Raw genomic sequence first — 20,956 nt, 5'->3', positions numbered from 1 at the left:
TCAGGTGCGCTGCGCCGCAACCACAACGACTTCGACGAGGCAAGCCGGATTGGCCAGCTTGGCCTCGACGGTGGCGCGCGGCGGCGCGTTGCCGTCGGCGACCCATGCATCCCACACCGCGTTCATGCCGGAGAAATGCACGAGATCGGAGATATAGATCTGCACCGACAGCAAATGCGCCTTGTCGCTGTTCGCCTCTTCCAGCAAGCGGTCGATGTGACCGAGCACCTCACGCGTCTGGCCGGTGATGTCCTGGTCCGTGTCCTCGGCGATCTGGCCGGCGAGATAGACCGTACCGTTGTGAATCGCGGTTTCGGACAGACGCGGGCCGACGTGATGACGAATGACTGCCATGATGGTTTCCTGACGATGATGGATGGAGAAGGATGATCGATGAAGCCGGGCGGGTCCGGCCAAGCCCGATATTATGCCCCGCTGCTGCCGCCGCCCAGAAAGAACCCTCTGGCAATGGCGATTTGATCCTCGGCAAGAAACGCCGGCGCGTGGCCCACGCCCGGAATCTCGACGCTCGTCACCGATTGTCCCGTTTTCACCATCCGCTCGACGGTTTCGCGCGAGAGCAGATCGGACGCCTCGCCGCGCACGACCAGCACCGGCGAGGCGATGGACGCTACCGAATGCCACAGGAAAGCCTCATACGCGGCCGCCTGCTCCTCGGTCACCGACGAAAAAGGCGTGGCAATGGCCGGATCGTAGTGGAAGGTCCACGCGCCGTCGCGCTCGCGCAGCAGCGGCGTGTTGATGCTGGTCCATTCCGCGTCGCTGAGCGGCCCGAAGGTCGCCGCGAGTTCCGCCGCGCGCCGCACGCCCTCCTCGAGCGAAGCGAAGCGCGCCGGCTTGCCCAGGTATTCGCCGATGCGCCCGAGCGCGACCGGTTCGATATGCGGCCCGACATCGTTCAGCAGCAACTTGCGGACGGGCGAATCCGGGAGTCCGCCGAGCGCCATGCCGATCAGTCCGCCCATCGACGTGCCGAACCAGTCCACCGTCTCCACGTTGAGCCGCGCGATCAGCGTGACCATGTCCGCGACATATTGCGGCACGCCGTAGTAACGCGGATCCGCCAGCCAGCCCGAGAGCCCGCGCCCGACCACATCCGGACACACGACCCGGTACTCGTGAGCGAACGCCTTCGCGAGTTTGTCGAAGTCGCGCGCCGAGCGCGTGAGGCCATGCACGCACACCAGGACGTGCGGGTTCGACGGATCGCCCCATTCCGTGTACGTCATGCGATGCAGGCCCGCCGGGCTCGCACATTGCACGAAGCGCTGGCGCGGCTCGCTCAGGTCCGAGTGAACGGGTTCGACGACGATCGGTGCGGTCATGAAACGGTCCTCGTGAATGAGAGTGCGGGTAGTGACTTGGATTGCAACGATTGTACGGCGCGTCATGCTCACCCGAAGCCCTCCGGAATCCCGCTGGCCGAACGGACGACCCTGGCGCTCCTGCACTGCAAATCGCAAACTGTACAATGCAAAGCGGGCGCAGCCCGAAAGCCGCGCCCGCTCGAGATCCGGCGCTTAAACCGCTTGCCCGCGCGTCACTTCACGCCCGATACATCCAGCGGCGCGCCCGTCTTCCGCTGAATTTCCTCGACCGACACGCCGTCCGCCAGCTCGACCAGCCGCAGTCCGTTCTCGGTGACGTCGATCACGCCGAGGTCCGTGATAATGCGGTCCACGACGCCCACGCCCGTCAGCGGCAACGAGCATTCTTCGAGGATCTTGTGCTGGTCGCCCTTGGCGACGTGCTCCATCAGCACGACCACCTTCTTGACGCCGGCGACCAGGTCCATCGCGCCGCCCATGCCCTTGATCATCTTGCCGGGGATCATCCAGTTGGCCAGGTCGCCCTTCTTGCTGATCTGCATGGCGCCCAGGATCGCCAGGTTGATGTGGCCGCCGCGAATCATCGCGAACGAATCCGCCGACGAAAAAATCGACGAGCCCGGCAAGGTAGTCACGGTCTGCTTGCCGGCGTTGATGAGATCGGCGTCCACTTCGTCTTCATATGGCGACGGGCCGATGCCCAGCAAGCCGTTCTCCGATTGCAGCCACACTTCCATGCCGTCCGGCACATGATTGGCGACGAGCGTCGGCAGGCCGATGCCGAGGTTCACATAAAAGCCGTCCTGCAGTTCCTGCGCCGCGCGCGCGGCCATCTGGTCACGATTCCAAGCCATGATTACTCTCCTTTCGCGCGGACGATGCGTTGTTCGATGCGCTTCTCGGGCTCTGCGTTCAGCACGAGGCGCTGCACGAAGATGCCGGGCGTGTGGATGGCGTCCGGATCGAGCTCGCCCACCTCGACGATCTCTTCCACTTCCACCACCGTGGTCTTGCCGGCCATCGCGCACATCGGGTTGAAATTGCGCGCCGTGCGGCGGTAGATCAGGTTGCCGGATTTGTCGGCCTTCCACGCCTTCACGAGCGCGACATCCGCCGTCAGCGAATGTTCGAGCACGTAATGGTTCTCGCCGAACTGGCGCGTTTCCTTGCCATCGGCGATCACGGTGCCGAAACCGGTGTTGGTGAAGAAGGCCGGAATGCCCGCGCCGCCCGCGCGCAGCTTCTCGGCCAGCGTGCCCTGCGGCGTGAATTCGAGTTCGAGTTCGCCGGCCAGATATTGCCGTTCGAACTCCTTGTTCTCGCCGACGTAGGACGAAATCATCTTCTTGACCTGGCGCGTTTCGAGCAGTTGCCCGAGCCCGAAGCCGTCGACGCCCGCGTTATTGCTGATGCAGGTGATGCCCTTCACGCCGGTGTCGCGCAATGCGGCGATCAGCGCCTCGGGAATCCCGCACAGCCCGAAACCGCCGACGGCGAATGTCTGCCCGTCCTTGACGATGTCCTCGAGCGCGGCTTTCGCGCTGGGATAGACCTTGTTCATCTGTGTGTCCCTTCCATGTGTGAAACCAACTGAGAAACGGCGGTTGAGCGGCTTTGCACCCGCTTTGATCCGTCGGCTTGATGTACCGTCACGACGCTGTCACCCGACGCGCGGACGGCCTGTTGGCGTCGCAAAAGAGTACGCTGCCCGGCTGATCCGGCACAATACGCAAAAATACATAAGTCATTGCCCGCGCGCGTTTGGTTCCCGGCCTCATCGGCCACGCCGCGCCACCCGCCCGGGCGCCCGGATCACATGCCTGCACTGGACTATCAAACCGCGTTTCATCTCGCGCCCGTCGGGCTCGTGCTCTCGCGCGATCGCACGATCGAGGACTGCAACGCGCAACTCTGCGCGATCTTCGGCGCCACGCGCGAGGCGCTCATCGGCCAGTCGTTCGAGGTGCTGTATCCGTCGCCGGATGAATTTGCGCGGATCGACGAACGGATCGCCGCGCATATCAGCCGCGAAGGCACCTATAGCGACGACCGCATCATGAAGCGCAACAACGGCGAACTCTTCTGGTGCCACGTGACCGGCCGCGCGCTCGACCGCGCCACGCCGCACGCAGCGGGCGTCTGGACTTTCGAGGACCTGAGCGCGACGCGGCGGGTCGCCATCGAACTGACGCCGCGCGAGCGCGAGATCGCCGCGCAGCTCGTGACAGGCAAGACCAGCAAGCAGATTGGCCGCGTGCTCGACATCAGCCCGCGCACCGTCGACATCTACCGCGCGCGCCTCATGCGCAAGTACGACACCGGCAACGCCACCGAACTGCTGCAGCGGCTGCTCGGCACCTGAAGACGCGGCCTCACAGCGCGACGGACGCGCCGGTCTCGATCACGCGGCGCAGCGCATCCGGCAGCGGCGCCGACTTGCCCGCGGCGTACTCGATCCATACGATCTTCGCCGCGCCGCGCGCGATCAGCGTGTCGGGCGTATCGGCGCGCACCAGCTCGAAGTGCGTGTCGAAGCTGCTGCGTCCCGGCTGACCCACCGACATCCGGCCGATCACGTCGCCGGGATAGTGCAGTTGCCTGAGAAATTCCATCGACGCGTTCACGATGACCGGCCCCTGCCCCGCGCCGTGGCCGCCGACGATGCCGAGCTGCTCGAACCACGAGATCCGCACCTGCTCCATGTAGCGGAAATAGACGGTGTTGTTGACGTGCCCGAAGGCGTCCATGTCGCCCCAGCGGATCGGCATCGACAATTCGATAACCGTGTGGAAGGTCTGCTCGCTGCTCATTGACTGCATTACCTGTTGCCGTGTGACGGCCTGCTTGACTGGATGGAAGCGCCGCGCTCAGATCGAGAAACCGTCGTCCGCCGAGATCACGGCGCCGTTCATGAACTGCGATTCGTCGGCCGCGAGCAGGAGCAGCAGCCCGTCGAGATCGTTCGGCGTGCCGAGGCGGCGGCGCGGCAGCATCGAGATGAGCTTCTGCCCCTGCTCGGTCTTCCAGTGATGATGATTGATCTCGGTGTCGATATAACCCGGGCAGATCGCGTTGACATTGATGCCGTGGCGGCCCCATTCGAGCGCCATCGACTTCGTCATCTGCACGACGGCGGCCTTGCTCATCGAATAGACGCCGATCTGCGGAAACACCCGCAGGCCCGCCACCGAGGCGATGTTGATGATGCGGTACGCCGGTTTCGCGGCGCCGTTGCCGCGCATGATCATGCGCTTGGCCACTTCCTGCGCGACGAAGAACGCCCCGCGCACATTCGTGCCGAAGACGAATTCGAAGTCGGCGGGCGTGACGTCGGTGAGTTTCTGCGTGGTGGAGACGCCCGAGTTGTTCACCAGAATGTCGATGGTGCCCGCTTCGGTCTCGGCATGCGCCACGGCCGACTTCACGCTCTGGTAATCCGTCACGTCGAGCGAGACCACATGCGCCGCGCCGCCCGATGCCTCGATCTCCGCGCGCAATTCCTTCAGCCGCTCCGTGCGGCGGCTCGCCAGCACCACCTTGGCGCCCGCCTGCGACAGCACCTGCGCGAAGCGTTTGCCCAAGCCACTGGACGCGCCGGTAATCAGCGCGACCTTGCCTTCCAGGTTGATCGAACGGCCCATTGTGCTTCCTTTTCCACGGTGGATTCAGCCTCGACGGCGCACCGGGCGCGCGCCGCCAGTCATCGGCGTCGGCACCGATGGCACAGGCGCCGCCATAATAGTACGTTCGTGCGAATATGACGAGCATCGGTTGCGGGCTGCCGGAGCTTCCCCGACAATACGCGATCCCCGAACCCGAAAGGGCATTCTAAAGTACAGAGGAGCATTGATGACCCCGGCGAGCCTCATCGAGCAGTACGGTCCCCGCGAATCGATGGAATACGACGTCGTGATCGTCGGCGGTGGACCAGCCGGTTTGTCGGCGGCCATCCGGTTGAAGCAACTGGCGGAAGAAAAAGGCGTCGAGATCGGCGTGTGCGTGCTGGAGAAAGGCTCCGAGGTCGGCGCGCACATCCTGTCCGGCGCGGTGATGGACCCGCGCGGGCTCGCAGAACTGATTCCCGACTGGAAGGAAAAAGGCGCGCCGCTCGACGTCGAGGTGACCGAGGACCGCTTCCTGTTCCTGTCCCAGAACGACGCCAAGCAGGTGCCGAACTGGCTGCTCCCCGACAACTTCAAGAATCACGGCAACTACGTGATTTCGCTCGCGAACGTCACGCGCTGGTTGGGCCAGCAGGCCGAGGCGCTGGGCGTGGAGATCTTCCCGGGCTTCCCCGCAGCCGAAGTGCTGTATGCGGAAGACGGCTCGGTGCGCGGCGTGGTCACGGGCAATATGGGCGTGGGCAAGGACGGCCAGCCGACCGAGAACTTCCAGCTCGGCATGGAGTTGCACGCGAGGTACACGTTGTTCTGCGAAGGCGCGCGCGGGCATCTCGGCCGCCAGCTGATCGACAAGTACAAGCTGAACCGCGATGCCGATCCGCAGGTGTACGGCCTCGGCATCAAGGAGCTGTGGGAGATCGATCCGGTCAAGCACAAGCCCGGCCTCGTGATCCACACGGCCGGCTGGCCGCTCGAACCCGACACCTACGGCGGCTCGTTCCTCTATCACATGGACAACAACCAGGTGGTGGTGGGCTTTGTCGTCGGGCTGGGATATTCGAATCCGTATCTGTCGCCGTTCGAGGAATTCCAGCGCTACAAGACGCATCCGTCGATCCGCGCGTTCCTCGAAGGCGGCAAGCGCATTTCCTACGGCGCGCGCGCGATCACCGCGGGCGGGCTGATGTCGCTGCCGAAGCTGAGCTTTCCCGGCGGCGCGCTGGCGGGCGACGACGCCGGCTTCCTGAACGCCTCGCGCATCAAGGGCAGCCACGCGGCGATCAAGTCCGGCAAGATGGCCGCCGAAGCCGCATTCGACGCCGTGCAGGCCGGCCGCCAGAACGACGAACTCACGGCCTATCCGGAAGCCTTCGAGAGCTCGTGGCTCAAGACGGAACTGTATCGCGCGCGCAATTTCAAGCAGTGGATGAGCAAGGGCCTGTACCTCGGCACCTTCATGGTGGGCCTGGAGCAGAAGGTGATGGGCGGCAACGTGCCCTGGACGCTGCATCATCAGCACTGGGATCACGAGATGCTGAAGCCGGCTTCGCAGTGCAAGCCGATCGTCTATCCGAAGCCCGACGGCAAGCTCACCTTCGACCGGCTCTCGTCCGTGTTCATCTCGAACACGAATCACGAGGAGAACCAGCCGGCGCACCTGACGCTCAAGGATCCGAAGGTGCCGGTGGATGTCAACCTGCGCACCTATGCGGGTCCGGAAAGCCGTTATTGTCCGGCGGCCGTGTATGAATTCGTGAAGGCCGACGACGGCAACGAACGCCTGCAGATCAACGCGCAGAACTGCGTGCACTGCAAGACCTGCGACATCAAGGATCCGACGCAGAACATCGTGTGGGTCACGCCGGAAGGCGGCGGCGGGCCGAACTATCCGAACATGTGAGGGCGTGCGGCCGGGTTCCGGCCGTAGGGTTCGACCTATGACAACGGGCGCCAGTGTGGCGCCCGTTTTTCATTGCGGGATTCGAGTCCGCTCGCGCCGCCTGCCTGGACGGCGCCCGAGCCTCATCGCGCGCGGTACCGCGACGCGTGGTCAGGCTTCGAGTCCGCTCGCGCCGTCTACTTCGCGGGCGCCTGGGCCGCGATCTTCGGCGTGCCCACCACGACGTCGCCGCATTGCGCGCGATGCCGCAGCGCGTGGTCCATCAGCACCAGCGCGAGCAGCGCTTCGGCGATCGGCGTCGCGCGGATGCCGACGCACGGATCATGACGGCCAAAGGTTTCGACGGTCGCGGGCGCGCCGTCCTTGTCAATCGACTGGCGCGGCGTGCGAATGCTCGACGTCGGCTTGATCGCGATGGACACCGTGATGTCCTGCCCGCTCGAAATCCCGCCGAGGATGCCGCCCGCATTGTTGGTGGCGAAGCCTTCAGGCGACATCTCGTCGCCGTGCTGCGAGCCGCGTTGCGCGACGCTCGCAAAGCCCGCGCCGATCTCCACGGCCTTCACGGCATTGAGGCCCATCATCGCGTGCGCGATGTCCGCGTCGAGCCGGTCGTACAGCGGCTCGCCGAGTCCCACGGGCACGCCGCTCGCCACCACCTCGATGCGCGCGCCGACCGAATCGCCGTCGCGACGCAGGTTGTCCATGTATTCCTCGAGCTGCGGCACGATCTGCGCGTTCGGCGAGAAGAACGGGTTCTCGCGCACGTGGTCCCAGCTCTCGAACGGAATCGCCACTTCGCCCAGCGCGCTCATGCAGCCGCGCGTCTCAAGGCCGAACTTCTCGCGCAGCCATTTCTTCGCGACAGCGCCCGCGGCCACGGTCGGTGCGGTGAGACGCGCCGACGAACGGCCGCCGCCCCGATAGTCGCGCACGCCGTATTTCTGCAAGTAGGTGTAGTCCGCGTGACCGGGACGGAAGCTCTGCGCGATGTTGCCGTAGTCCTTGCTGCGCTGGTCGGTATTGCGGATCAGCAGCGCGATGGGCGTGCCCGTGGTCACGCCTTCGAACACGCCGGAGAGAATCTCGACCTGATCCGGTTCCTGGCGCTGCGTGACGTGCCGCGACGTGCCGGGGCGGCGGCGATCCAGTTCGATCTGGATATCGGCTTCCGTGAGCGCCATGCCGGGCGGGCAGCCGTCGATCACGCAGCCGATCGCCGGACCATGCGACTCGCCGAAATTCGTGACGGTAAAGAGCGTGCCAAGGGTATTGCCGGACATGAGCGTCGACCTGAGAAAAAAGTGTCGGGGGAAACCGCCATTATGCCAGCGCCGCCCGCAGACGCGCCCTAGCGACGCGCCCCGCGCAAGGCCGACACCACCTCCTGCAGTTGCTGCGGCGTCGCGTCTTCGGGCGCGATGGGCTCGCCCACCGCAAGCGTCAGGCGCGTCATCGCGCCGCGCCGGATCGGCCGCGGCCATTGCGCGTCTTCGTGACGCGAGAACACGCTGCCCCACAGGCCGCGCAGCGCCATCGGCACGACGGGCGCCGGATGGCGCCGCAGAATCTCGGCGATGCCATGCCGGAACGGATTCAGCTCGCCGGTACGCGTGAGCTTGCCTTCCGGGAAGATGCACACGAGATCGCCCTCTTCCAGCGCCTGGGCGCATGCATCGTAGGCGCGTTCGAGCATGGCGGCGTTCTCGTGCGCGGGCGCGATCGGAATCGCCTTCACGTGGCGGAACATCCAGCCGAACAGCGGCGTGCGAAAGATGCGGTGGTCCATCACGAAGCGGATGGGCCGCGGACTTTCGGCCATGATCACCACGGCGTCGACGAAACTCACGTGATTGCACACCAGCACGGCCGCGCCTTGCGCGGGAATGCGCTCGGCGTCGACCAGCCGGATGCGATAGAACGTATGCACCAGCAGCCACGCGATAAAGCGCAGCAGGAATTCCGGGACGAGCGAATAGATATATACGGCGATGACCACATTCAGCAGCGCGGTCGTCAGGAACAACCCCGGAATGCCGACGCCGAAGGACGTAAGCGCCAACGCCATCAGCGCCGACACGATCATGAAGAACGCGTTGAGGATGTTGTTCGCCGCGATGATGCGCGCACGATGCGTGGGCTGGCTGCGCGCCTGGATCAGCGCGTAGAGCGGCACGCTGTAGAAGCCGCCGAACATCGCGAGCAGGAACAGGTCCGCGAGAATGCGCCAGTGCGGCAGCGCGCGCAGGAACTCGCCGACGCCGAGCAGATGCTCGGCCGGCATCATCCGGTGGCTGGCGAAGAACAGATCGACCGCGAACACGCTGATGCCGATGGACCCGAGCGGCACGAGCCCGATCTCCACGCGCCGTTTCGACAAGCGCTCGCACAGCAGGGAACCCGTGCCGATGCCGATGGAAAACGTCGCGAGCAGGACGGTGACGACGTCGGGATCGGCGGACAGCACGTCCTTGGCGAAATTGAAGAACGAGGTCAGAAAGGTCGCGCCGACGAACCAGAGCCAGGAGATGCCGAGCAGGCTGAGGAACACGGTGCGGTCGGATTTCGCGAGCCGCAGGTTGCGCCAGGTTTCCGAGAACGGATTCCAGTTGATGCGCAGCCCGGATTGCGACGGCGCCGATGCCGGCACGAACGCGGCCGCCACCCGTCCGACCACTGCGAACGCAAAGCACGCGCAGGCGAGCAGCAGCGTGCCGTGTTCGGACGCGCCTGCTGCCGCGCCGCCGATGATCGTGCCGATCAGGATGGCGACGAAGGTGCCCATCTCGACCAGCCCGTTGCCGCCGACCAGTTCATGTGAGTCGAGATGCTGCGGCAGATAGGCATATTTCACCGGGCCGAACACAGTGGAATGCACGCCCATCAGGAAGGTGCAGGCGTACAGCAGCGGCGCGCTGTGCCACAGGAAACCCGCGCCGCCGATCAGCATCACGACGATCTCGAAGCTCTTCACGAGGCGCGCGAGCACGGCCTTGTCGTATTTGTCGGCGATCTGGCCGGAGGTGGCGGAGAACAACACGAACGGCACGATGAAGATGGCGGAAATCAGGAACGCGGCTGTCTTCGGATCGACGCCGGAAAAGCGGGCCGCCTGGAACGTCACCAGCGACGTGAAGCCGACCTTGAAGACGTTGTCGTTCATCGCGCCCAGGAATTGCGTCCAGAAGAACGGCGCGAAGCGGCGCTCGCGCAGCAGGCGGAACTGGCTTTCGCCGGCTGCATGCGCACGTCGGGATTCGCGCTCTCGGGTGCGCGGCGGATGGTCGCTCATGTTTTACGGGTAGGTCGGGTATCGGGCGAGGCGGAAAAAAAGCGCGCCGGTCGGGCGCGCTTTTGGGGGCGCGGGCTTCAGGCACGTCGCTCAGGCAAATCGCTCAGGCAAGTCGCTCAGGCAAGTCGCTCAAGCAGTCGCCCGAGCCGTTCCGCGTTCACTGTCCGAAGCTCCGCTGCGAGACGATGACGCGCTCAGCGCGCCTCTTCCTGCTGCTCGGGCCAGTCGCGGATATAGGCCTTCAGCATGCGGTTCTCGAAACCCTGCTCCTCCACCACCGCCTTCGCGACGTCATAGAACGAGATCACGCCCATCAACTGGCGCTTCTCCATGACCGGCAGATAGCGCACGTGATGCTCGAGCATCATGCGGCGGACTTCGTTCACGTCGGTTTCCGGCGTGCAGGTGACCGGATGGTCGTCCATGATCTTGCGGATGGTGGACGTGCCCACCGAGCCGCCGTTGTCGCGCAAGGTCACGATGATTTCGCGAAAGGTCAGCATGCCGACCAGGTCGCCGTACTCCATGACCACCAGCGAGCCGATGTCATGCGCCGCCATGGTGTCGACGGCCTCGCCGAGCGGGGTGTCCGGTGTGACGGTGAAGAGGGTGTTGCCCTTCACCTTGAGAATGTCGCTGACTCGCATGGTTGTCTCCTCGCGAATGGCCGCACGATACCTGCACGATACCTGCTGCGGCCTGAAACGTTGACGCCGCCGGCGTTGCTCGCAGCGTGCAGCCGCGGTGCAAACAAGGTGGCAAAGATGGATCGATGCTATCGGAAAGGCTCGCAAAAGAAAAGGCGAACGACCCGGTAAAGCGCCCGCACTGGCCGGATGGACAAGGCTTTGCGCGGTTTCGGCTGTGTGCTTTGGAGCAGGGATTCGGGCACGTATGTGGCCCGCGCCCCGTTGAGCATCGCGCGGTGGCATTTGCCCTGACGTTCGCCCTGACGTTCGCCCTGACGTTCGCCCTGACGTTCGCCCTGACGTTAGCCCTGACGTTCGCCCTAACGTTCGCCCTAACGTTCGCCCTAACGTTCGCCCTAACGTTCGCCCTGACGTTAGCCCTAACGTTCGCCCTAAGTTTGAACGCCCGGCCCCGATGTTACGATGAAAGGCCCTTGTTCCGCCGCCCGCCGGCACCCTGCGCGCCGGCCGTCCACGATGCCAGCCAACCGTTTCGACACGCTCGCGCTGCACGCGGGCGCCGCGCCCGACCCCGCCACCGGCGCCCGCGCGACGCCCATTTATCAGACCACCTCGTTCACCTTCCGCGACAGCGATCACGCCGCCGCGCTTTTCAACATGGAGCGCTCCGGGCACGTCTACTCGCGCATCTCGAACCCGACCGTCGCGGTGTTCGAGGAACGGGTCGCGGCGCTCGAAGGCGGCGTTGGCGCGATCGGCACCGCGAGCGGCCAGGCCGCGCTGCATCTCGCCATCGCCACGCTGATGGGCGCGGGCTCGCATGTCGTCGCGTCCAGCGCGCTCTACGGCGGCTCGCACAATCTGCTGCATTACACCTTGCGGCGTTTCGGCATCGACACCACCTTCGTCGCGCCGCACGATCTCGACGCCTGGCGCGCGGCCGCGCGGCCCGAAACACGCCTGTTCTTTGGCGAGACGCTCGGCAATCCGGGGCTCGACGTGCTCGATATCGCGAGCGTCGCAGAAATCGCCCACGCGCACGGCGCGCCGCTGCTGGTCGATTCCACCTTCACGACGCCCTATCTGCTGCGCCCCTTCGAGCACGGCGCGGACCTCGTCTACCACTCGGCGACCAAGTTCCTCGGCGGCCACGGGACGACCATCGGCGGCGTGCTCGTCGACGGGGGCACCTTCGACTTCGCGGCCAACGGCCGCTTCCCCGAATTCACCGAGCCTTACGACGGCTTTCACGGCATGGTGTTCGCCGAGGAAAGCACTGTCGCGCCGTTCCTGCTGCGCGCCCGCCGCGAAGGCCTGCGCGACTTCGGCGCCTGCCTGCATCCGCAAGCCGCGTGGCAACTGCTGCAAGGCATCGAAACCTTGCCGTTGCGCATGGACCGGCATGTCGCGAACACGCGCAAGATGATTGAATTCTTGCTGGGTTCTCCGGCGGTCGAGGGCGTGGCCTATCCCGAACTGCCGACCCACCGCGACCACGCGCTCGCCCAGCGCCTGTTGCCGCGCGGCGCGGGGGCGGTGTTCAGCTTCGACATCAAGGGCGGCGTGCCGGCGGCGCGCAGCTTCATCGAGACGCTTACGCTGTTTTCGCATCTCGCGAATGTCGGCGATGCTCGCTCGCTCGTCATCCATCCCGCCTCCACGACACATTTCCGTATGGACGCCGCCGCGCTCGCCGCGGCGGGCATCGGGCCGGGGCGCATCCGTCTGTCGATCGGCCTGGAGGATCCGGACGATCTGATCGATGACCTGAAGCGCGGACTCAAGGCGGCGCAGAAGGCCGCCGAGAATGCCAGCGCCGGCGCACCGCTGGGGAGCCGCGCATGATCATCGATCACCACGGCAAGGCCGCCTACGCCTACACCGGCGGCAAGGCGTTCGACGCCGCGCGGCCGGCCGTCGTGTTCATTCACGGTGCGGAGCACGATCACAGCGTGTGGGCGTTGCAGACGCGCTATTTCGCGCATCACGGCTTCGGCGTGCTGGCCCTCGATCTTCCGGGGCATGGACGCAGCGCCGGGCCGCCGTTGTCCAGCATTGCCGCACTGACCGACTGGGTGATCGGCGTGCTCGATGCGGCCGGCGTGCGGCAAGCGGTCTTCGTCGGCCACAGCATGGGGTCGCTGATCGCGCTCGACACCGCCGCGCGCCACCCGGAGCGTGCGCTGGGTCTCGCGCTGCTCGCGACCGCCGCGCCGATGACCGTCTCCGCGACGCTGCTCGACGCCGCGCGCGAGCACGAGCCGGAGGCCATCGAGATGGTCAACCAGTGGTCGCATTCGACGCTTGCCGCGAAGCCTTCGAGCCCCGCGCCCGGCTTCTGGCTGCAAGGGGCGAACCGGCGGCTGATGGAACGCGTGAGCCTGCTGGGCGAAGCCCTGCTCTTCCATACCGACTTCAGCGCGTGCAATGCCTACGCGGCGGCGCTCGAACGGGCCGCCGCGGTGCGCTGTCCGGTGTGCGTGCTGAGCGGCCGACGCGACATCATGACGCCGCCGCGCGCGGCGCGTCCGCTCGTCGATGCCATGAGAAAAGCCGGCACGGCGGTGCGGACCGTGGAACTGGACGCCGGTCACGCGATGATGACCGAGCAGCCGGATGCGACGCTCGACACGCTGTTCGAGTTCGCGCTCGATTGCGCCCGCGCCGGTCACGGAAAGGCTTGAAACGAACCCCGGAACCCCCGCTTGCGCCGCGCCTGCCGCCGCCGCAGAATGAATCTTGCTGGTGTCGGGAAGCCGGCGCGCCACGCGCCGCAGCATATCAGCCAAGCATGACAGGGAGGCCGTCATGGCGTACACCGCACACGGGGAGCATTTCGCGAACTTCGCCCAGTTCTACCCCTTCTATCTCGAAGAGCATCGCAATGTCGTGTCGCGCAGGCTGCATTTCATCGGCTCGCTCGGCGTGATCGGCTGTCTTGCCATGGCGATCGCCACCGGCGACTGGCTCGGGCTGCCGGCGGCCGTCGTCTGCGGCTATGGCTTTGCATGGGTCGGCCACTTCTTCTTCGAGAAGAACCGGCCGGCCACCTTTCGCCACCCGATCTACAGCCTGATGGGCGACTGGGTGATGTTCAAGGACATCTGCATCGGCAGGATCTCGCTCTGACAGTTCAGGCGGTCTGCCGGGGCAGCGCGGAAGGCGGCGGCTCGCGCAGACGCGCGTCGGTGAGGGCCGAGGCGCGCGCCGCGATCAACGAGCCTACCGTGATGTCCAGCGCGTCGTTTTCGAGCGCGTTCATGAGCGCGGCGCAATCCACCTGCGCGGCATCGAGCTTCAGCTGATATTCGAGTTCCGCGCGATCGATCACGAATTGGTCGAACAGCATCGTCACCGTCATCTGGATCGGATTCGCGATGAGCACGTAGCGCGGCTGGCGCGCGTCCTCCAGCCGGCCGATCCAGCCAAGCGCGTCGAGCCGGGCGATGAGCCGGTTCGAGGTATCGAGATCGCAGCGCGCCATTGTCGAGAGTTGCAGCGCCGTGTAGCCGGGCTTGCCTTCGGCGCGAGCCTCGACCAGCCGCGCCAGGATCTCGAGCGCATCCAGCAGGTCGCTGCCGGGGAAATCGCGCCGGTGATATTGCCCGGTGCGAATGGCGGGCAGCGCCGAGGTCACCATGGCGCCGACCAGCGCGATCATCCAGCACAGATAGACCCACAGCAGGAACACCGGCAACGCGGCGAACGCGCCATATACCGCGGTGTAGGTCGGAATGCGCCGCACGTAGGAACCGAAACCGCGCTTGCCGAGCTCGAACGCGATCGCGGCGATCAGCCCGCCTATCAGCGCATCGCGCCACTCCACCTTGCAGTTCGGCATGAACACGTAGATGAGCGTGAACGCGACCACCGTCAGCGGCAGCGAAACGCCCGTCAGTGCCCATTCGATGACCGGCGGCATCAGGTTGTGCGAGCCCGCGAAGGCGACCGAATGCGCGAACACATAGGACGAGATGGACAGGCTGCAGCCGAACAGGATGGGCCCGAGCGTGATGATCGACCAGTAGACCAGCACCCGCTGCGCGAACGGACGCGCCTTGCGCACGCGCCAGATGACGTTGAACGCGGATTCGACGGTCATCATCGTCATCACGGCGGTCACGAACAGGATGATCATGCCGACGGTCGTGAGCCCCTTCGCCTTCGCTGCGAACTGGTTCAGGTATTTGAAGATCTGGTCGTTGATCTGCGGCGGCATCAGGTGCACCGCGAGAAAATCCTGCAACGATGCCTGGAACGAACCGAAGATCGGAAACGCGGTGAACAGCGCGAACGCGACCGTGGCGAGCGGCACCAGCGACAGCACGCTCGTGAACGTCAGGCTGCCCGCCACCTGTGCGACGCGGTCTTCGCCGATGCGGCGCGCCACGAAGTTGGCGAGACGCCTGACCGCGGCCAGATCGATGAAAGGTGACTGCAAAGGCATTCTCCTCGTCGTGATTTCCCGGCGCATGCAACGGCGGCGGCTCATGTCCGCCTTGCCCCATGCCCGTATTGCCGGCAGAGGGCACGCCCCGGAAAATCGACTCAAAACCTATAATAGCCGTTCACTAAAAAAGCCTTATGAACGACATCCTCGTGCTTTACTACAGCCGCCATGGCGCGACCCGCGAGCTTGCGCTCGCCATCGCCCAGGGCGTCGACAGCGTTCCCGGCATGCAGGCGCGCGTGCGCACGGTGCCGCCGGTGTCCGCGGTCTGCGAAGCGACCCAGCCCGACATTCCCGCCGACGGCCCGCCCTACGCCGAGCTGCGCGATCTCGAAGAATGCGCGGGCCTGGCGCTGGGTTCGCCGACGCGCTTCGGCAACATGGCCGCGCCGCTCAAGTATTTTCTCGACGGCACCACGCCGCAATGGCTCTCAGGCGCGCTCGCGGACAAACCTGCCTGCGTGTTCACTTCCACGGGAAGCCTGCACGGCGGCCAGGAAAGTACCCTGCTCTCGATGATGCTGCCGCTCCTGCATCACGGCATGTTCATCCTGGGCATTCCTTACACGGAGTCGCGCCTCTCAACGACCCAAAGCGGCGGCACGCCTTATGGCGCGTCGCATCATGCGCGCCTCGGCAGCGAATCCGCCAGCCACGGCATCACCGCCGACGAAAAGGCGCTCGCCATCGCGCTCGGCGCACGGCTGGCGCGCACGGCGCTCAATCTCCAACGCGGCGCGCAAGCGGCCTGACGCGCACGATGAACGCACCCGCCGCCGTTTCGCGCCGCCACCCTGCCTATGCTCGCGGCGCGCTCGCGAGCCTGATTGCGCTGATCGTGCTGGCGCTGCTCTGGGAACTCTGGCTCGCGCCGGTGCGGCCAGGCGCCTGGGCACTCGCGCTGAAAGCCGTGCCGCTGGCCTGCGCGCTGCCGGGCGTGGCGCGCAAGAGCCTCTACACGCTGCAATGGGCCGCGATGCTCGTCCTGCTCTATCTCGCCGAGGGCGTGGTGCGCGGCATGACGGATGCAGGCCTGTCCGCGTCGCTGGGCTGGCTCGAAGCGTTGCTTGCGGCAGCCTTCTTCGGCTTCGCGCTGGCGTATGTCGCGCCATTCAAGCGCGCCGCGAAGGATGCGCGTGCGAAGAAAAGCTGAACCGTGCGCTTTTCTCACGCCAGCATCGCCCCGACGTGATGCTTTGTAGCACGATTCCCGACGCGCCGCGCGTGCCTATGCCATTCGGCCGAGGTTCGCGCCGCGCCGCTCTGCGCGATACTCTGCACTACGCCTGAACCCCTTTCCTGCCCAATCGTTCATGACCGCCACCCAAGCTTTCGTTTCCGCCTGCGTCGACCTGCTCGGCGCTTCGCACGTCCTCACCGAACCGCACGACACCGAGCCGTATCTCGTCGACTGGCGCAAGCGCTATCGCGGCAACGCCTGCGCCGTGCTGCTGCCCGCGAACACCGAACAGGTGGCTGGCGTCGTACGGCTGGCGCGTGAATACCGCATCGCCATCGTTCCGCAAGGCGGCAACACCGGGCTGGCCGGCGGCGCCACGCCGGATGGCAGCGGCGCGCAGGCCGTGCTGAGCCTGAAGCGGCTGAACCGCGTGCGCGGCATCGACCCGCACAACAACACCATCACCGTCGAAGCGGGCGTCGTGCTCGCCGACATCCAGTCGCGCGCGCAGGCGGCGCAGCGTCTGTTCCCGCTGAGCCTTGCCGCCGAAGGCAGCTGCACGATCGGCGGCAATCTGGCGACCAATGCGGGCGGCACCGGCGTGCTGCGCTACGGCAACACGCGCGAACTGTGCCTCGGGCTCGAAGTGGTCACGCCGCAGGGCGAAATCTGGGACGGCCTGCGCGGGCTGCGCAAGGACAATACGGGCTACGATCTGCGCGATCTCTACATCGGCGCGGAAGGCACGCTCGGCATCATCACGGCTGCCGTCATGAAGCTGCACCCCGCGCCGGTCGCAAAGGTCACGGCCCTCGCCGGTCTGGCGTCCGCGCAGGCCGCGCTCGACTTCCTCTCGCTGGCGCAGCATCACGCGGGCGCGCTGCTGACCGGATTCGAACTGATGTCGGACTTCTGCATGCGCCTGGTCGGCCGGCATTTCCCGCAACTGCGCTATCCGTTCGAGGCCACGCATGCACAGACGGTGCTGCTCGAACTCTCGGACAGCGAAAGCGAAACCCACGCCCGCGCCCTCTTCGAACGACTGATGGAGGAAGCGCTGGAGCAAGGCATCGTGGAAGATGCGGTCGTCGCCGAGAACCTCGGGCAGTCGCAGGCGTTCTGGTCGCTGCGCGAACACATTCCGCTTGCACAGGCCGAGGAAGGCCTGAACATCAAGCATGACATCGCCGTGCCCATCTCGGGCATCGGCCGCTTCATCGAGGAAACCGACGCGATCATCGCGAAGGCCGTCCCCGGCGCGCGCATGGTGACCTTCGGGCACCTCGGCGACGGCAACCTGCACTACAACGTGCAGGCGCCCGAGGGTGTCGACGGAAAAGTCTTCCTGGTCGAATGCGAAACGCAGATCAACGCCCTGGTCTACGATCAGGTGCATGCGTATCGCGGCAGCATCAGCGCGGAGCACGGTCTTGGCCAGTTGAAAGCCGAGGAAGCCATGCACTACAAGTCCCCGGTCGAGGTGCGCCTCATGCAGGCAGTCAAGGCCGCGCTCGATCCCGACAACCTGATGAACCCCGGCAAGGTCGTGCACTCCGGCGCGGCGCCTGCCAAGGAGAACGGCGCATGAAGATTCGCGTGCTGTCGGACCTGCATCTGGAGTGCGACGAGCCACTGGCGATTCCCTACGCGCAAGCGGATCTCGTCGTGCTGGCCGGCGACATCCACAATCACGCCGAAGGTCTGCGCTGGGCCGCCGAGAATTTCGATTCCGATGTCCCGGTCATCTATGTGCCCGGCAATCACGAGTACTACGACGCCGAATTCGGCGCGATGGAAGCGGCCATGCAGGACGCCGCCCGCAGCGTCGACAACGTGCATTACCTGAACAACGCGTCGCTGGTGGATCGCCGGGGCGCGTGGCGCGTGCTCGGCACGACACTGTGGACGGACTTCGAGCTGTTCGGATCGGGCGAGAGCGACATCGGCCGCGCGCAGGAGGCGTGTACGAAAGTCATGCTCGACTACAAGGGGTTGATCCAGCTTGCGTGGCCGGAACCGGACGGCGAGCCGCGCGCCTTCGCGCCCGACGACTCGCTGGCGCTGCACGAGCAGGCACGCGGCTGGCTCGAAGCCGAACTCGCGAAGCCTTTCGCGGGCCAGACGATCGTCGTCACGCATCATGCGCCCCGGCGCGAGAGCCTCGCGCCGCAGTACGCGGAAGACATCGTTTCGGCGGGCTTCGTCAATCACATGCCCATGCTGACGCGCGCGCCGGTCGCGCTATGGATTCACGGTCATACGCACACCTCGTTCGATTACGAAGCAGACGGCACGCGCGTGGTGTGCAATCCGCGCGGCTACTTCAGCAAGCGCAGCGGCCGGTGGGAGAACGAGCAGTTCGCGTGGGACAAGGTGGTCGAGATCTAGATCAGAGCGGGCGTGATGACAAGACGAACTGAAGGAAGGTAAGCCGAAGCAGCACGGAACCCTGTTGGACCCTGCGGAGGAACGCCATGTGCGGCCGAATCAGCCAGTACCGACTGCCGATGCATTACGCGCAACGCCTGCATCTGAAGAATCCGTTCGTGCTCGTAGATGCCGCCGACCGGCGTCCGGGCTATAACCTCTCGCCGGGCACGCATCCGCTGGGCGTGTATCCGGACGAGTCCATCCGTGCCGTTCACTGGGGATATTGCCCGCCGTGGGCGCTGCAGAAGAAGCTGCCGCAAACCATCAACGCGCGCGTCGAAACCGCGGCAACGAGCGCTTATTTCAAGCATCTGTGGAAGAAAGCGCGCATTCTCATCCCGGCCGATGGCTGGTTCGAATGGCGCATCGAGCCGCGTCCAGGCGATTCCGACGATCCGGCCGCGAAGCCCGCCAAGCAGCCGTACTACATCCAGCGCGCCGACGGCGAGCCCATGTACTTGGCTGCGCTCACGAGCATCATGCGCGATGAAGACGCCGCCGCGGCCGGTGCGGGCTTCGTGATCGTGACGGCGGCCGCCGATGAAGGTCTCGTTGACGTCCATGACCGCCGGCCGCTCGTATTCGCGCCGGCCGCCGCGCGACGCTGGCTGGATCCGGACGCCACGCCCGAGGATCTCACCGCGCTGGTCCGGGCGGATGGCGTGCCGGCATCACAATTCGTGTGGCACCGCGTGTCCACCGATGTCAACCGCGCCACTAACGACGAGCCGCGCCTGATCGAGCCGCTGGAAACGCTGCTGTGAGCGCGCGGCCTGACATCAAGACTTCAATGCCTTTCAGCGCCTGCGCCGCTCGCGGCCGTCGTCGATGCGGATCGGCACGAGACGGCGCTGTGCCTCGCGTTCCGACTGAGCACGCATCGCATTGAACAGGTCGCGCGAAGCCGGAACCACGATCAGCAGCAGCAGTGCCGCAAGGGCGAGCAGAAGTGGCGTACTCATGTGAATGGTCCCCGTAAAAAGTTCGAGTGATCGAAGGCTGAAAATACCAAGCTGCGGACACTTCGTGAGTAAGCAAGTGTTGCGCCGCAACTAATTTCGTAACAGCCGCCCCACCGCCTCAGCTCACTACAAACTCTTTCAGGGAATCGGTATCGGCCGCGAGCGTGTCGGGCATTGCCTCGCGCAGGAATTCCACCCAGGTGCGGATCTTCGCGTCGAGATACTGGCGCGACGGATACAGCGCGTATACGTTCAGCTCCTGCATCGTGTACTGCGGCAGCACCCGCACCAGGGTGCCCGCACGCAAGGCCGGCAGCGCGGATGACGTCGGCAGCACGCCGACACCCATGCCTTCGCGCAGCGCCACGACCATCGCGTCCGCCACGTTCACCGTGAACACCGATGGTCCCAGGCTCACGGTTTCCTGACCGTTCGGGCCGTCGAACACCCAGCGATCCGGCGGAAAGACCGGCGTCATCAGATGCAGGCAGGTATGGCGCACGAGATCCGAGAGCACGTGCGGCGCGCCATGCTTCTCCACATAGGCCGGCGACGCGCACGCGATGCTGAACACCGACCCCAGCCGCGCGGAAACCAGCGCCGAATCGGGCAATTCCGAGGCGAGCACGACTGACACGTCGTAGCCTTCGTCGAGCAGATCCGGCACGCGCTGCGCCAGCGTCAAATCGACCTGCACCGAAGGATGACGCTCCTGGTAGCGCGAGATCATCGGCACGATGTAGTGCTGGCCGAAGCTCGTCATCGAATGCACCTTCAGTTTGCCGGACGGCCGCGCATGGGCATCGCCGGCCTCGGCTTCCGCCTGGTCCACGTAAGCGAGGATCTGCTCGCAACGCTGCAGGTAGCGCTCGCCGGCCTCGGTGAGCGCGATGCGGCGCGTCGTGCGATTCAACAGACGCGCACGGAGATGCGCCTCGAGATCAGAAACGGCGCGCGATGCATACGCGGTCGTCGTGTTCAGATGCTGTGCGGCCGCCGTGAAGCTTCCCGCCTCGACGACCCGCATAAATACGCGCATGTTCTGCAGCGTGTCCATAGCGCTTTCCGACTCAAAGAAACTGGTGATTTGACGAATTGTTGCACTTCTCGCAAGACGGAT

The 20,956-nt window shown here is 65.5% G+C and carries 22 protein-coding genes; 10 read left to right on the top strand and 12 right to left on the bottom strand.

The genetic code is table 11. From position 1 onward, the window contains the following. The 4 genes from QCE63_RS06780 to QCE63_RS06765 form a co-directional block, all read right to left on the bottom strand. Nucleotides 1-354 carry a RidA family protein gene (locus tag QCE63_RS06780; RefSeq protein ID WP_309808014.1) on the bottom strand — a complete coding sequence of 118 codons (354 nt, stop codon included), beginning with the start codon at nt 352-354 and terminating at the stop codon, nt 1-3. 71 nt (nt 355-425) lie between these two features. Beyond that, a complete protein-coding gene (locus QCE63_RS06775) occupies nt 426-1,346 on the bottom strand; it encodes an alpha/beta hydrolase (protein ID WP_309831765.1) in 921 nt (306 codons plus the stop codon). Nucleotides 1,347-1,561: 215 nt separating this feature from the next. Continuing rightward, nucleotides 1,562-2,203 (bottom strand): CoA transferase subunit B, encoded by a 642-nt coding sequence (locus QCE63_RS06770; protein WP_309831763.1) that lies wholly within the window; start codon nt 2,201-2,203, stop codon nt 1,562-1,564. 2 nt (nt 2,204-2,205) lie between these two features. Beyond that, complete coding sequence (locus QCE63_RS06765) at nt 2,206-2,910, bottom strand: CoA transferase subunit A (protein WP_309831761.1); 705 nt, start codon at nt 2,908-2,910, stop codon at nt 2,206-2,208. A gap of 255 nt (nt 2,911-3,165) precedes the next feature. On the opposite strand from QCE63_RS06765, the gene QCE63_RS06760 reads away from it, so the two are divergent. After that, on the top strand, nt 3,166-3,711 hold the full coding sequence (locus tag QCE63_RS06760; protein ID WP_309831759.1) for a LuxR C-terminal-related transcriptional regulator: 546 nt from the start codon (nt 3,166-3,168) through the stop codon (nt 3,709-3,711). 10 nt (nt 3,712-3,721) lie between these two features. On the opposite strand, the gene QCE63_RS06755 is transcribed toward QCE63_RS06760, so the two are convergent. Continuing rightward, nucleotides 3,722-4,159 carry a thioesterase family protein gene (locus QCE63_RS06755; protein ID WP_309831757.1) on the bottom strand — a complete coding sequence of 146 codons (438 nt, stop codon included), beginning with the start codon at nt 4,157-4,159 and terminating at the stop codon, nt 3,722-3,724. Nucleotides 4,160-4,216: 57 nt separating this feature from the next. Further along, a complete protein-coding gene (locus QCE63_RS06750; RefSeq protein WP_309831755.1) occupies nt 4,217-4,990 on the bottom strand; it encodes an SDR family oxidoreductase in 774 nt (257 codons plus the stop codon). A 208-nt stretch (nt 4,991-5,198) separates the two neighbouring features. On the opposite strand from QCE63_RS06750, the gene QCE63_RS06745 reads away from it, so the two are divergent. Then, nucleotides 5,199-6,872 carry an electron transfer flavoprotein-ubiquinone oxidoreductase gene (locus tag QCE63_RS06745; protein WP_309831752.1) on the top strand — a complete coding sequence of 558 codons (1,674 nt, stop codon included), beginning with the start codon at nt 5,199-5,201 and terminating at the stop codon, nt 6,870-6,872. 176 nt (nt 6,873-7,048) lie between these two features. Here the strand turns inward: QCE63_RS06745 and aroC are convergent, their stop codons facing one another. From aroC to QCE63_RS06730, 3 genes are all read right to left on the bottom strand, one after another. Next, a complete protein-coding gene (gene aroC / locus QCE63_RS06740; protein WP_309831750.1) occupies nt 7,049-8,155 on the bottom strand; it encodes a chorismate synthase in 1,107 nt (368 codons plus the stop codon). A gap of 68 nt (nt 8,156-8,223) precedes the next feature. Then, nucleotides 8,224-10,164, bottom strand: a complete 1,941-nt coding sequence (locus QCE63_RS06735) for an MFS transporter (protein WP_309831748.1) — start codon at nt 10,162-10,164, stop codon at nt 8,224-8,226. A 194-nt stretch (nt 10,165-10,358) separates the two neighbouring features. After that, a complete protein-coding gene (locus QCE63_RS06730; protein WP_309831746.1) occupies nt 10,359-10,811 on the bottom strand; it encodes a CBS domain-containing protein in 453 nt (150 codons plus the stop codon). Between the two features lie 519 nt (nt 10,812-11,330). On the opposite strand from QCE63_RS06730, the gene QCE63_RS06725 reads away from it, so the two are divergent. The 3 genes from QCE63_RS06725 (at nt 11,331) to QCE63_RS06715 (ending at nt 13,943) form a co-directional block, all read left to right on the top strand. Continuing rightward, the gene (locus QCE63_RS06725) at nt 11,331-12,659 is read left to right on the top strand and encodes an O-acetylhomoserine aminocarboxypropyltransferase (RefSeq protein ID WP_309831743.1); all 1,329 of its coding nucleotides are present in this window, start codon (nt 11,331-11,333) and stop codon (nt 12,657-12,659) included. Further along, complete coding sequence (locus QCE63_RS06720; RefSeq protein ID WP_309831741.1) at nt 12,656-13,498, top strand: alpha/beta hydrolase; 843 nt, start codon at nt 12,656-12,658, stop codon at nt 13,496-13,498. The genes QCE63_RS06725 and QCE63_RS06720 overlap by 4 nt, the downstream gene beginning before the upstream one ends. Nucleotides 13,499-13,622: 124 nt before the next feature. Beyond that, nucleotides 13,623-13,943 (top strand): Mpo1-like protein, encoded by a 321-nt coding sequence (locus QCE63_RS06715; RefSeq protein ID WP_309831739.1) that lies wholly within the window; start codon nt 13,623-13,625, stop codon nt 13,941-13,943. Nucleotides 13,944-13,947: 4 nt separating this feature from the next. Here the strand turns inward: QCE63_RS06715 and QCE63_RS06710 are convergent, their stop codons facing one another. Then, the gene (locus tag QCE63_RS06710; RefSeq protein ID WP_309831737.1) at nt 13,948-15,261 is read right to left on the bottom strand and encodes a YihY family inner membrane protein; all 1,314 of its coding nucleotides are present in this window, start codon (nt 15,259-15,261) and stop codon (nt 13,948-13,950) included. A 137-nt stretch (nt 15,262-15,398) separates the two neighbouring features. Between QCE63_RS06710 and wrbA the strand changes: the two genes are divergently transcribed. The 5 genes from wrbA to QCE63_RS06685 all read left to right on the top strand — a co-directional run bounded on the left by wrbA (nt 15,399) and on the right by QCE63_RS06685 (nt 19,638). After that, nucleotides 15,399-16,016, top strand: a complete 618-nt coding sequence (wrbA, locus tag QCE63_RS06705; RefSeq protein ID WP_309831734.1) for an NAD(P)H:quinone oxidoreductase — start codon at nt 15,399-15,401, stop codon at nt 16,014-16,016. An 8-nt stretch (nt 16,017-16,024) separates the two neighbouring features. Beyond that, entirely contained in the window at nt 16,025-16,417 is a 393-nt protein-coding gene (locus QCE63_RS06700; RefSeq protein ID WP_309831731.1) for a DUF2069 domain-containing protein, read from the top strand. A gap of 160 nt (nt 16,418-16,577) precedes the next feature. After that, the gene (locus tag QCE63_RS06695) at nt 16,578-18,032 is read left to right on the top strand and encodes an FAD-binding oxidoreductase (protein ID WP_309831729.1); all 1,455 of its coding nucleotides are present in this window, start codon (nt 16,578-16,580) and stop codon (nt 18,030-18,032) included. Then, nucleotides 18,029-18,832: a metallophosphoesterase gene (locus QCE63_RS06690; protein ID WP_309831727.1), complete on the top strand. Its 804-nt coding sequence runs from the start codon at nt 18,029-18,031 to the stop codon at nt 18,830-18,832. The genes QCE63_RS06695 and QCE63_RS06690 overlap by 4 nt, the downstream gene beginning before the upstream one ends. Before the next feature lie 86 nt (nt 18,833-18,918). Then, entirely contained in the window at nt 18,919-19,638 is a 720-nt protein-coding gene (locus QCE63_RS06685) for an SOS response-associated peptidase (protein WP_309831725.1), read from the top strand. A gap of 33 nt (nt 19,639-19,671) precedes the next feature. On the opposite strand, the gene QCE63_RS06680 is transcribed toward QCE63_RS06685, so the two are convergent. Together QCE63_RS06680 and QCE63_RS06675 are read right to left on the bottom strand one after the other, a co-directional pair. Then, the gene (locus QCE63_RS06680) at nt 19,672-19,836 is read right to left on the bottom strand and encodes a hypothetical protein (RefSeq protein ID WP_309831723.1); all 165 of its coding nucleotides are present in this window, start codon (nt 19,834-19,836) and stop codon (nt 19,672-19,674) included. A 118-nt stretch (nt 19,837-19,954) separates the two neighbouring features. After that, nucleotides 19,955-20,893 (bottom strand): LysR family transcriptional regulator, encoded by a 939-nt coding sequence (locus QCE63_RS06675; protein WP_309831721.1) that lies wholly within the window; start codon nt 20,891-20,893, stop codon nt 19,955-19,957. Nucleotides 20,894-20,956 lie beyond the last annotated feature (63 nt).

Origin of the sequence: Caballeronia sp. LZ065 (genome assembly GCF_031450975.1) — a bacterium.
Lineage (GTDB): Bacteria > Pseudomonadota > Gammaproteobacteria > Burkholderiales > Burkholderiaceae > Caballeronia.
This window is presented reverse-complemented; position numbering and strand designations above follow the sequence as displayed.